This is a genomic window from Sinorhizobium fredii USDA 205, assembly GCF_001461695.1.
GTDB lineage: Bacteria > Pseudomonadota > Alphaproteobacteria > Rhizobiales > Rhizobiaceae > Sinorhizobium > Sinorhizobium fredii.
Genome location: NZ_AUTC01000137.1, coordinates 50,920 through 63,604, shown reverse-complemented (window position 1 = coordinate 63,604; position 12,685 = coordinate 50,920). Strand labels below are relative to the sequence as shown.

Sequence of the window (12,685 nt, the reverse complement as noted above, 5' to 3'; positions counted from 1 at the left end):
TTTGGATGTTTGAAGCAAAACAGCTTCCTTTCCGTTGCGATATTTGAACTGATACAACGAAAGGATGGGCTTGGCAGTCCATTCAACAGCCAAGAATTGTCGGGCGGGGAGCGGGGAATGGCGACAAACTACCAAGGCAACATCGAACAAGTTGCGACCGAGACATTGGACGTATTTGACGCCATTGCGTCATCGGTCGAGTCACAGCTCACCGAAGCCTACTCGACCGGACCTGCCTCTCTTGCAAGCGTGAATACCTTCACCTCCGGCGAGGCGGTCAAATTGCTTGGCGAAATCGATGAGGCCCAGCGTCGCAGCCTGGAAGTACTTGCCCGAGAGCCAGCGATTGCACGAGTCGTTGCTCGGCACGCCGACGGCCGCCCTGTGATCTATTACATCTGCCGCGAGACGCCGGCCGCTAGTCCCGGTGAGGGCAAACGCCTCGCCGGTCGCAATTCGCCTGCAGGCAGACTTGCCTCCCTGGATGTCGGTGATGAGTACGAACTCCGCACACCAAAAGGCACCCAGGTTCTTGAGATCATCGAAAAGGCACTTCTCCACCCGCTACGGCGCAATGGCGAATGGGACTCACGGAATTCGGTACTGGAAGGCGAAACGTATGGTCCGGTCACGGTCGTATCGATGCGCGACATTCTGGCGCTTCAGGTCCGGCAGGACGACGACGGCCTGCTTGAAAGCATTCTTGCCGATGCTGAGAAGGCATCGATTCTCATCGAAGGCATCCGTCGCAGCGTGATTACCAAAATGGGGCTGAGAGACCAGCCCATTCTCGATCGCTATCAAGATGAAATCTTCCGTTTGCCGCTCAACAGTCAGCTCCTCATTATTGGCCCACCTGGGACGGGTAAGACGACAACTTTGATCAGGCGTCTCGGCCAGAAATTAGATCGTGAATTCCTGGATGAGGATGAGCGCAGGCTCGCAGACGGAAGCCGTTTCGAAAATGGTCCGGAACATCGCCACAGCTGGCTGATGTTCACACCTACCGATCTTCTAAAGCAGTATCTGAAGGAGGCGTTTGCCCGCGAAAACATTGCCGCACCCGATCAGAAGATTGCAACGTGGTCGCGCTTCCGGCTGGAGTTGGCGCGCAACCGGTTTCGCATTTTAAGGACCTCGGCAGGAGGCGGGCTGTTTGTCCTCAAGGAGAACGATCTACTTCTGCAACCCAGTATCGTTGATAATCAGAAGGATTGGTATGAAGATTTCTCGCGCTGGCAGACGAACGAATTCTGGGCTGAACTCGACGGTGCAGCCGAGCTACTCAGCAAGACTGCGGCGACTGAAACATCAAGACTAGGGACGCGGCTGGGTTCGACCGTCGCCGGTGCGCGTTCTATCGGCTTTGCGCGAGCGATGCTCGGGGTGACGGGTACCTCCGCCGAGGTCGAGCGGTTGCTTGAGGGACTCAAGCAGGAGACCGACGGTGCCATCAAACGCAGCCTCGTTCTGCAGGTGAACCGCAACCGGAGCTTCCTCGACGAATTTTCCTTGTTCCTTGACAGTCTGAGTTCGGCTGACGACGACTTGGACGATGCGGAAGGGGACGAGGAAGAGGAAATCCAGACACCGCGTACACGAAGCGCCGCTGCTGCTGCTGCATATACTCGGAATTTGCGGAGCCAAGCGCGAGCGCGGTTCTCGCGGCGGGTGCTGGGCAAGACTAGCCGAGCAGGGCGGATCGCTGAATGGATCGCGGACAGGACATTACCGGATGCAGACCTACGTCAGATTGGTGAGAGCCTGCAAACCCAAACCGAGCTTCGCAAGTTCGCCAACCCGGTAAGGCGGTACCTTAACGGAATCCCGGCGCGCTACCGGCGCTTTAGGCGCGCGCGACAGGCTGACGGTCTGTGGTACACGCAGGACCCGATCCCTCTCGGTGACGTCGGTCCGCTCGAAGTTGACCTCATGCTCCTTGGTACACTTAGGGGTGTGTCGGAATTGATTGGAGATCGGACTATCCGACGCACCATCGACGAACCAGTTTATTCGGTGCTCAAAGAATCTCAGCAACTCTTCAGGAATCAGATTATGGTCGATGAGGCGACGGACTTCTCGCCCATCCAGCTTGCATGCATGGGCGCTCTTGGCAGCCCAATGATCGAGTCGTTCTTTGCTTGTGGGGACTTCAACCAGCGTATCACTGCGTGGGGCAGCCGGTCTGCGGATGATATGCTGTGGGCTTTCCCTCAGATCGAGGTGCGGCCGATTCAGGTCACCTATCGTCACAGCCGCCAACTGAGTCATCTTGCAACTGAAATCGTACGACTATGCTCGGGCGAAACGGTGGACGTTGCTCTGCCGAAGAATATGGACAACGAGGGGGTGTCGCCGGTACTCGGTGTTGGACTTTCTGAGCGCCATAACATCGCCCGTTGGTTGGCTGATAGGATCAGAGAAATTGAGCGTTTTACAGAGCCATTGCCTTCGGTTGCGATTCTAGTCAACGACGAGGCGGAAGTCGGCCCGCTTGCCGACGAGCTACAGGCCGCACTTTCTGGTCAGAATTTAAATGTCGTTGCCTGCTACAAGGGACAGTTCGCTGGTCAGGAGAACGACATTCGAGTGTTCGATGTTGAGCACATCAAGGGCCTGGAGTTCGAGGCCGTTTTCTTCGTTGGAGTGGATAGCCTTGCATCTCTCCATCCGACTTTGTTTGATAAGTATCTGTATGTGGGAGCGACTCGGGCCGCGACATATCTCGGCCTGACTTGCGTGGGAAATAGTCTCCCGGAAAAAATAAAATCACTTGCCGCTGACTTCGCATACAACTGGTAATCTTACGGGTCCAGTCACGGTGATGTTGGATGCGGTAGCGGCAGCAACTTCTGTCAAATTTTTTGGCGATACCCATACCTGCCTAGCCACTTCGAAAAGAGCCGCTCCGCGCAGCTTAATGGTTTCCTCGTTCCATGTATCGAAACCGTTGAGCTCGCGGTTAAGGGCCAGGCTTGAATGCGATCGGACGGCGGGCATCTTGATTGAGAAGGGGCCGTTGGACACGGTCGCATTCAGCGACTGGGTAAGGAGAGTCAGATTGCCCAGTTTGTTAACTGCGCCATCTCGTTCGGCGGACCTCAACAGATACTCTGTATCGTCATCGGCCGCGTTCTCGTACCCGGCGATAGGCCAATTGTCGGTCCAACCCCGCGGCATGATGTGTTCGATCGAGAGCGCCGACTTGATTTCGATGTTCTCGTTTAGCTTGGTACGCTTCCGCTGTTCGATGATTTCGAAGAGGTAGCGAAGGCGCGGCTGTCGCTGCCCCTTGTACTGGTCGCGTCCGAGCCAAGCGTGACGCCACTCGGTGTCGCTCGGCCAACGATCGATATCCGATTCCCTGCTTGAAAGCGTCTCGACCAAGGCCTCGACTTTGTCGCCTTTTGCTTTCCGGATTCGATCCACGAGGCCCACGAACAGCCTGTTGTAGGCTTTCGTGGTCAGCCCACAGATGTCGCGGCGCAGTATGTAGCTTTCCAGCGCATGCAGAGCTTCAGGTAACCTGTCGCCGATGTCAGCCTCGGTGGCGAGGTATATGACAAGCGGCATGGCTGTCGACACGTCGAACGCATCGGCGAAGATGCCGAATCTTCCGAGAGGGTCGTTCTTGGACTGCTCGAACAGCTTCCTTTCGACTTCGGCGGTTGCCGTAATTGAAGATAGTTCTTCGGTCACGTCCTCGAACGGACGTATACTGAGAATCCAGCGCCTATAAGCCTCGAAGAGCGTCTCGACCGAGACGATGTCGGCTAGATGCATCGATAGGTGGTCCGTCAGCATCCAATCCAATCGGCTACTCGTCTGACGCCCACGGGAGGCACTCTGTGTCCAGAATGCCCGATCCAGCGGCAACCAGTGCTTTTTGTAGAGCTCGTCCACAATAAGTGAGCTCGCCTTCTGGCCCATGCCCTTGGCGCGCTGGAAGATGAAGTTTCGCATCAGATCACCCGCCGAGAGGTCGACGCCCCGGCTATTCAGGGTCTCGAAGATCGTTTGAGGATCATCGCCGCCCTCGAGCTCGATCGACACGACCGCGAGCCCGTCTTTGAGCGCCTCGAACAGGATGTCCATGGCATGCTCGTCGAAGTCGCTGTCGGGACTTACATGCGCCTCGATCTTCTCCCTGAAGTAGGCGTGCGCCGCGATGGCGAGCCTGACGAAGCCGTCCTCGTCCAGGGGCTTGTCGGCGATCTTGTCGAGATCGGCGTTCGCATCAACGAGCGAAACGAACGCCCTTCGGTCCAGAAGCGACGGCCATAGTTTGTAACGCTCGACAAGCGGGTTTTCCATCATGCCGCTGTTGAGCAGATATTTTGAGACTTCGTCGGCGTAAGTGGATTCAAATTTGGTCGCCACGTCTCGCAGTGCGGTGAGAAGCAACTGGAACGTTGTGAGCCGTTGCTGACCATCGATGATTTCAAAGGCTTGGACCTCCTTTCCGTAGGTCTTGACCTGGCTGATGACGATCGCACCCATGAAATGCGGAGATACAGAGGCCCGGTCCGTCTTTAGCCTCTCGGTCGCCCTCTCGATATCTTCCCACAGAAGCTCCAGCTGGGGCTTGGCTTTCCAGGCGTACTGCCGCTGATAAAGCGGTATCAAGTAACGCCTTTTGCCATCGAAGAGCTCGATGATGGATCGTGTGTAAGGTTTCATGATGGGGTTTTCCGGGTGGGAAGATTAGAGAATCAGCTCAACGTAATAAGGAATTCGCAGCTAACATCCTGAAAACGACGGCTAATGTCCATGACCCGTGTAAACAATCGAAAACCCAACTTGCGCTTGAGCTGAACGCCAAAATATAGTGTGCCGGAAGAGAGCATCGCAGGGGCAGTTTCTTGGACTCCATACCGCCGAAAGCCGTCGCGAACATCGCGCAGTCCATCAGCTATTACACGACGAAAACTTTTGACCGTTCCCTCTCGAAAGCGATCCGGGATGGCGGGCAGTGTCGTAAGAAGGCGGACAAGGTGAGGGTAATCCTTGGAAGCCTGCGGGACCCTGACCCATTCGCGGGCTTGTCGCCCACAAATCATGGCGAGTCCCGGATAGCGAATGCCGTCAAATACGATCTGGGCGACGGCTGGCGCTTGGTAACGCAGCAATATGACAAGGCATGCATTTTCCTTTTCGTCGGAGATCACGAGGACGTTGACAAATGGCTGAATGGCCAGAAGGGATTGAAAGTCGCGGTCCGAGACCTTCGAGCGGTGCTTGTCCCCGGTGCGGGTGAGGAAATCATCCATACCGGATGGCACCGGGCGGATCATCACGACGTAGCTCTCGCAGATCGACTTGATTCGGAGGCCATGGATCACGTGTTCGATGGCCTGCCCCGGAGCGTGGCGCGTCGGCTAGAGGCATTGGACGCGCGCTCGACAACCAAGGAGCTGGAAGCAATCCTTTCGGAGGTCGCCGAGCCGAAGCGCGAGTTCGTCTATAGCGTATTCAATCTTCTTCTCGCTGGAAATTACGATGGCGCTCAGGATCGGGTCGACTATGGCCTCGGACGGATCAGCGCTCTTGAGGAGGTTGATGACGTCGAACTTCTCGAAGTGAAGGACGGCGAAGACATCCGTCGGCTTCGACTGGGCTCAAAGGAATACGAAGACTGGCTGAGCTCATTCGAAAAGCGGTCGTCGTGGCAGGAATGGTTCCTCTACCTTCATCCGGAGCAGGAGAAGGTCGTCCAGGCTACCTATCCGGGAGGGGCCCAACTGTCCGGTGTTTCTGGGGCGGGAAAGACATGCGTGGCCGTACGCAGAGCGCTGCGGCTGGCGGAAACCGAGGGATCGCGCGTTCTGTTGTTGACTCTCAATCGAAGCTTGGCGGGACTGTTAACCCAACTGGTGGAGTCCTCGTGCGTCGACGAGGACGTACGCCGTCGTGTCGACGTGACGTCGTTCTTCGAATTGGCGCAACGTCTGCTGCACGAGTTCGAACCGGAAAACGACCGCCTTTATCTCGACGTCACGTGGAAGCATGACGAACATGTCGATCTGATATTTCGTGAATATTACCGCCAGTGGCTGAATAATTCGACGGCCAAGGTCCTGTTACCGCTGCATAAATCACTTACGGCGCGCGGGGTGAACGCCGAGACCTACATCCGCGAAGAATTTGACTGGATACGAAGCGCTGTCAAACCCGACGACCGGAAATCTTACCTCACTATCGAGCGAAAGGGCCGCAAGTTCGGAATCGTTTCGGACCGTAGAGCGGACGTACTTGACGGGTTGGCCGGATGGGAGCGCAAGATGCGCGACATCGGTGTTGTCGACTACCTGGGACTTACGGCAGCCTTGGCAAAGCACCTGCCATCGATCAAAGCGCGCTATACCAGCATCCTCGTCGACGAGGCGCAGGACTTCGGGACGACCGAGCTAAGTGTCGTGCGGCAGTTGGTTCAAGTGGGACCGAACGACATTTTTCTATGCGGTGACGTGGCGCAGACCATCCTGCCGAAACATCGCAGTCTCGTCGAAGCCGGGATCACGTCCGTCAGCCGCGAACGCATCCAGAAAAACTACAGGAACAGTCGCGAGATATTGAAAGCGGCATACGAGGTCCTGAGAAGGAACCTCAGCGAGGACATGCTCGACAGCGAGGACCTCGAGATTCTCGATCCCAAGTTCGCCAACTTCAGTGGCCACGTACCCATGGCGCTAGCGGCCGAGACGCTGGAAGAAGAGATCGTCTACGCGCGGACATACGCACAGACCGCGCTCGACGGGGGCGCACGGACGGTGTGCATCGCGTTCGCAGGCTTTTCCGCCAGGGACGTCAAGGTGTTCGCGGCGAAATGCGGCGTTACGGCTCTCGACGGTGCCTATGATCCAAGCAGCGACGCGCTCGTGTTCTGCGACCTCGAGCAGACGAAGGGATATGAGTTCGACGTGCTCATAATCCTGAACTGCCGGGACGGCGTGCTCCCGCCATTCGACGCTCCCGAAGAGGAGGCTTACAGGGCGTCCTGCAAGCTATATGTGGCTATGACCCGCGCGAAGCGAGAGCTAATCCTCTCGTTCCACGGGAAAGCCAGCCCATGGATCGAGGAGGTGAGCGACACCATTGGCTCCGATTTCTGGAAGGAGGTTGAAGTGCTGCCGGACGGCATCGAGCAAACGGTCCCCGAATGCTTGCCGGAAATGGAGCCGGACAAGGAGTATGACGATTTGGGTAAGCTGACCGGGCTGCAATTCGTATACTCCAATGCGGCGTTAAAGCTCTCGCTTGAGGCGCAGGACAAGCTGATCGAACTGGTAGACGGCAGGGGGCTACGCGCCGCGGGTAGCGGCGGCAGCGGTAGAAGGTTGCGCTGGCCGAATATTCAGTCCGCGCTCGCCGATCTCCAGGAAAGCAGGCGTAGCGATGTACAGTTCGGACCCGTCGTCGCAAGCGAGATTCGGAGTATAGGGGAAAGGCTAGGCTATCCGGTCGAACCGCGAGAGCGATTTTGACGCGAAACGCAAAGCACCGTCCAGTCATGCGGCTGGTAGCGCGCGTTCACAGAAATGTTTTTCTAACGTCGCCCCCTTCGGATCGAAAGGTGACGAGTTTGTCGAGTCTCCAATAGTGTTTTGCCGCGGTTGCCGCTGCCTCCGCCGGTCTTGATTTCAAAAAACCTCTCGCGACGGACCTCGTCGGGCGGGTCGTAGGAGGCTGTGTGGACTACCGCACGCGCGGAACCGTTGTTCTCCAGCGTCGGCAGCCGCAGCCTCGTTTTGTGCTGCAAATGAAGTCTACAATTTATTTGCGCTCGACAGGGAGTGTTGACAACAACGTTGCTCTATTTTTCAAGACATGGTTTTGCAACTCTGCGAATAGACCCCTCTTTGGGTCTATATATATTTAACGTAAGAGTAAACGTATGTTTTGTACCGGAGCCGACGTCCAGGAAGAGTTGTGAGATATTCTCTGTGGTGTTGACGTTACAGACGGAAAGAGCGTGAATTATACCCAATCGGCGCGATGCGAGATCGCGCGCGGATGAAAGCACACCGGAACCACCGAACGGCGGGAAGCCGACGACAAGGAGGTCGCGCCATGGAATTTCCGACGGGACTATACACGCTCAAGCAGGTTTGCGAGTTGCTCACACTGTCTAGGTGGACGATCCACCGGATGCGGTGCAGAGGAGAATTCGTGGTGGCGGTCGATCTAACCAGCGGGCGGATCGGCTTCCCAATTCCCGAAGTCCACGCCTGGAAGCTGAAGCGCGAGGAGGCGCGCGGTGGCCCCCGCCGGCAACGCGGGCTTATCCGATGCCGGCCCGTGCAACCCTGGAAGCTGAACCGCGGCCAGGCGCGCGGCGGCCCCCGCAGTCGGCGCGGGCTGGTCCCCGGACCTTGCCTGCTGGCTAGGGCCCGTACCGCCCGTCGCGCTCGAGCCTGCGAGTAGCTCGAGCGCGCCGCTTTCGATTGCCGCCACGATCGTTTCGAGCCGCTCGTCGAGCGGGCTCCCGGGCGTTTCCACCCATTCGCGCGACCAGGTGACGTCGAGCAGAGGGCTGTAGGCGGTCAGTTTCAATCTGCCGCTGGGCACCGGCATTTCCCTTGCCCAGGTCGGCCCGGTTGGAGCCGGACGATGGCGGGACTGGCGTATAGGGCCGAGCGAGCCGCTTTCGTTTTATCGGCAGCGACAGCGGCGCGCTGGTTTTCGGGCGTACACGGTCGAGTCGGCTCTCTTCCGGACCGTGTCGACCCGACTCCTTGCCCGCTGAAGCACAGGCGGGCGCTGGCCCGGGATAGACCGGACCGCACCGGAAAGGATCGCGTCCGCCGACGGCGGATCGCGGGATTCGGTTCGGCCCTTGCCTCCTCGGCCAGCGCCAGGGCGATAGAAGCGCGGCACCGGCACGGGTTCGTCATGGCGGGCAATCCACGGCCGCGGCCCGGAGGCTCCGGCGGTAGCATATCGAAGGCCGACGGAAGTCGCGAAACGAAGAAAGGGAACGTCGGATGGCAGGCGGGAAACGTTCGCGCCGGCGGGTGCCGGACAAACGACGGTTGAGAGCGAGGGACCCGCGCGGCTTCTTCAGCATGGAGGAGACTTGCGAAATCACCTCCCTGTCCAGGAGCACGATCAAGCGGATGGTCGAGAGGGAGACGTTTCCGGAATACCTTCCGCTGACGGACGACCCGAACGGCCGCAAGGGTTTCCGGGTTTTCGAGGTCCTCGAGTGGCTGGCCAACCGCGGTTGACGCCGCGCGGAGCCGGCGTCTATCCGGGCGGGACGCCCGCCTTGTCGAGCGCGAGGAAGAGCTCGTGCGCCCCTGCCTCCAATCCCCTGACGATCGTGTCGAGCGACAACGAAAAAAGCTTGCCCGGCGTTTCCGTCCATTGCCGCTGCCACGGAAGCCCGTAATACGGACTGTAGGCCACCAGCTTCAGCAGCCCGGTGGGAACGTTCCGGGTCTCGACCCAGGTCGGTGGGACGTAGTCGTCCTCGCGACCGTCGTCGGGGACATAGCGGCCGCCGCCGACGTACCGCATTCGCGCCGGCCTGCTCGTCTCCACGACGGCTAGACCGATCGGCACGCCGAAAACGGAGACGACGGTCGGACGGAGCGGGGACCACGACGGGAAAACGCCCTTGCCTCGCGCTGCCCCGACTTCGGCGGTGTCGATCGGTGTCCGGACGAACCCCCTGATCGCCGGCGCGATCGAGACGTGGTGGCCGTTCTCCGGTGATTCCAGCCGCTTGAACAGGTCGCTCGTGAACCGCAGGCACTTCTCGAGGCCGTCCTTCGAGCAGGCCATGTCGACCAGCCCCCTTCTTATGCGCGGCTTCAGATAGTATCCGTCGACGCCGGGTTCGGCGCGCCGCAACGCCTTCGCGGCGGGTTTGACGAGCTCGTGAAGGCGTCTGCTGTCCTGGAAATCCGCGAACGTCGGAGGTCCCTGCGGCTGCGGATTCCATCGCGTGAAGTGCGCGTGCTCTGTCGGGTCTCCTGGCTTCCAGCCATCCTTCACTCCGGGTGACGGCGGCGGCAGCGCCGGCTTCAGGCGGGCGCGCTCCGCCGGGCTCTTGGCCCAGTAGCCGCGGCCTGGGTGGGGTATCTCGAGCGCGTCGCAGATTCGGGCGAAGGAGACGTCCGAGACCCGCAACAGGAGTCCCGCCCTTCCGGCCGAAAGGGACCAGGCCAGTTCGTACAGCTCTTCCCTGGAAATTACGTGGGCATCCCTGCGGCTCGCCATGTCGGCCTCCCGTCGCGCGCTCGCCTACTCGGCGTTGTCCGGATCGTCCGCATGGAAGCCGGCGGCGGAACCGTCGATCACCCGGAACAGCCTGTCGGTGAATTGCCGCATCGCCTTCCGGCACTGCGGGATGAAACGGTCCTGGTTGTAGTCCTTCTTTTTCCGGTGCCCGATGACATAGTCCGCGATCTCCGGTGGAACGCCCAGCTGCGACATTCCCGTGCGGACCACCCGACGCAGGTCGTGCAGCCACCAACCGTCCATCGCCGATCCGGGCCGGAGTTTGCGGTACTCCTCCTCCACGCGCGCGCGGAAGTCGTCCATGTCGTACCCGGTGTAGGGGCTCTGGCCGTTCGTCACGCTGAAAATGCAGTCTCCCCAGCCCTCCGGCTGGCCCCGCCGCAGTTCCTCCAGCAACGCGATCGCCTCGTCGGTAAGGACGACATACAGGTCGAGGAGGTCGTCCCCGTGCTTCACGCGTTCCTTCGGGATGGTCCAGAGCCTTTTCTCGATGTCGATTTCCGACCAGCGGACGCCCTCGGCCTCGTCCCTGCGCCGTCCCCCCGCCAGCAGGACCAGCCTGTACAGCGGCCCGTCCGGATAGGACATCGCCAAAGACGCCCTCCAGTACGCCCGCAGCTCGGCCACGTCGAGTGTCCTCTCTCGCACCCCCCGTTCCAGCTGCATCACATCCGGAGTGACATCGGCGACGGGGTTGCTCGTCAGGCCGTAGCCTTGGTACCGGGCCGGGCCGTTAGCCCAGACGAAGAACCCCTTTATCAGGCCAAGGGCCTCCAGCGCCCGGCCGGGAACGCCCCTGCCGCGGATGTTTTCGATCAGCGAGCCCACGTCGGCTTTCGTGACGTCCGCTATCGCTTTGTCGATCCAGCCGTTGCGGTCCGGATCGAGGAATTCCGCGCTGAGGGCCGCGGCGTCCGCGGCGGCGTGGCGGTTGCGTTTCCGGTTGGGCAGCCAGGCGATGTAGTCCTCCATCACCGACCGGAAAGTCCTCCGCTCGTCCACGGCCGCCTCCCGCTCGCGCCGCTTGGTCTCCTGCCTCGGGTCCAGCCCGAGCTCGAGCAGCTGGTTCCAGTCGGCCGCGACCTCGCGGGCGCGGTCCAGCGTCGTTTTCGGAAACGTCCCGATCCTGAGGCGGGTGGGATCGCGCGCCCCGGGACACCGGACGATCAGCTCGAACACCTTGTGCCGTCGGCCGACCCGGAGGAACAGGTTCGGGGTCTTGCCGTCCGCATACTCGTCGCGATCGTGGCCCTTTCTCGGGCGAAGCTTCTTGATCCGCTCGGCGTCCAATGCGCGTGGTCTGGTCATGGCGGCACTCCTGATCGGGTCAACGGTTGGTCAACGAAGTGGCGGCCGGAGGGGTTTCCGGCGTCGGGACCAGGAAAGCGCCGGACGCCGTCGAACGCAACGATTTCAGCGGGTTCGAACCGTATGGTGACCATGGGCACTATCGGCCCTATGTGTTCCCGCGCCTCATAACCGCTTGGTTGGGGGTTCGAGTCCCTCCGGGCCCACCATTAAGATTCAATAATTTAGACGAAAATCTCTGGAAATGTTGCCCTATGCGCGCCAATTGGGGCAACGGGCGCGCACACGAAAAAATTCCTTTGACGGAGAACTATCCAAAACGATAATGCCGACGCGCATACGCCTCAGAAAGCACAGCTACAATGATCGAGAACGAGAGGTCAGCAAGGGTAGGGATCGGCTTCTATACAGCCGCCGACGCCGCGCGTTTGCTGAATATTCCCGTCCGTAGCATTCGTAGGTGGCTCGGCGGATACGATTACACCCATGAGGGTCAAACCCATCATGTGGAGCCGCTGTGGCAGTCACAACTGCCGCCTGATGACGGCGACGTCGAACTTGGGTTTCGCGACCTGATCGAACTACGTTTTGTTGGCGCTTTTCTCGAAGCTGGCCTCGGTCTGAAGACGATTCGGCATTGCCTGGCTTATGCGCGGGACTGTGTGAATGACGATCGGCCATTCTCGACCCGCCGATTTCAGACTGACGGCAAGACGATTTTTCTTGAGAGCGCGAACACAGGCGGCGACGAAAATCTTCTCGACCTGAAGAAGAAGCAGTACACGATAAAGTTGGCTATCGAGCGTACTTTCAAGGATCTCGATATCGATAATGATGCTGTAAGCAGATGGCGCCCTTATAAGGGCAAGTCATCGATCATAATCGATCCCGAACTTGTCTTTGGTCAGCCGACCACCGCAGAATACAACGTCCCAACTGTGGCACTCGCCCAAGCCGTGAAGGCGGAGGGATCGGACAAAGCCGTCGCGAAGCTATTTGAGGTCCCTCTTGCGATCGTCCGAGACGCGGTAGCGTTTGAGGAATCTCTGGCGGCGTGAAGGTTTTGTTCGACCACAATCTTTCACCGCGGCTTGCCCGGGGCCTTCAGGCGCTGATGGGTGATGAACACGAG

Annotated in this window: 8 protein-coding genes; 4 read left to right on the top strand and 4 right to left on the bottom strand. The window is 59.4% G+C overall.

Annotation, left to right across the window (positions count from 1 at the left end):
* The first annotated feature begins 117 nt into the window (after window positions 1–117).
* Window positions 118–2,802: an ATP-binding domain-containing protein gene (locus tag N181_RS15725; protein ID WP_060563556.1), complete on the top strand. Its 2,685-nt coding sequence runs from the start codon at window positions 118–120 to the stop codon at window positions 2,800–2,802.
* Here the strand turns inward: N181_RS15725 and N181_RS15720 are convergent.
* Window positions 2,770–4,680 (bottom strand): DUF262 domain-containing protein, encoded by a 1,911-nt coding sequence (locus N181_RS15720; RefSeq protein WP_060563554.1) that lies wholly within the window; start codon window positions 4,678–4,680, stop codon window positions 2,770–2,772. The genes N181_RS15725 and N181_RS15720 overlap by 33 nt on opposite strands.
* A 182-nt stretch (window positions 4,681–4,862) precedes the next feature.
* Here N181_RS15720 and N181_RS15715 point away from each other — a divergent pair, with 182 nt between their 5' ends.
* Window positions 4,863–7,484 (top strand): UvrD-helicase domain-containing protein, encoded by a 2,622-nt coding sequence (locus N181_RS15715; RefSeq protein ID WP_060563553.1) that lies wholly within the window; start codon window positions 4,863–4,865, stop codon window positions 7,482–7,484.
* Between the two features lie 700 nt (window positions 7,485–8,184).
* Here the strand turns inward: N181_RS15715 and N181_RS15710 are convergent.
* A complete protein-coding gene (locus N181_RS15710; protein WP_210172813.1) occupies window positions 8,185–8,553 on the bottom strand; it encodes a hypothetical protein in 369 nt (122 codons plus the stop codon).
* Between the two features lie 431 nt (window positions 8,554–8,984).
* On the opposite strand from N181_RS15710, the gene N181_RS31810 reads away from it, so the two are divergent.
* Window positions 8,985–9,227 (top strand): helix-turn-helix transcriptional regulator, encoded by a 243-nt coding sequence (locus tag N181_RS31810; RefSeq protein ID WP_081318999.1) that lies wholly within the window; start codon window positions 8,985–8,987, stop codon window positions 9,225–9,227.
* A 19-nt stretch (window positions 9,228–9,246) separates the two neighbouring features.
* On the opposite strand, the gene N181_RS15705 is transcribed toward N181_RS31810, so the two are convergent.
* Window positions 9,247–10,224 carry a hypothetical protein gene (locus tag N181_RS15705; RefSeq protein ID WP_060563546.1) on the bottom strand — a complete coding sequence of 326 codons (978 nt, stop codon included), beginning with the start codon at window positions 10,222–10,224 and terminating at the stop codon, window positions 9,247–9,249.
* Window positions 10,225–10,248: 24 nt separating this feature from the next.
* Window positions 10,249–11,553 carry a tyrosine-type recombinase/integrase gene (locus N181_RS15700; RefSeq protein WP_081318998.1) on the bottom strand — a complete coding sequence of 435 codons (1,305 nt, stop codon included), beginning with the start codon at window positions 11,551–11,553 and terminating at the stop codon, window positions 10,249–10,251.
* 362 nt (window positions 11,554–11,915) lie between these two features.
* On the opposite strand from N181_RS15700, the gene N181_RS15695 reads away from it, so the two are divergent.
* Window positions 11,916–12,611 carry a MerR family transcriptional regulator gene (locus N181_RS15695; RefSeq protein WP_037396776.1) on the top strand — a complete coding sequence of 232 codons (696 nt, stop codon included), beginning with the start codon at window positions 11,916–11,918 and terminating at the stop codon, window positions 12,609–12,611.
* The last annotated feature ends 74 nt before the right edge of the window (window positions 12,612–12,685 follow it).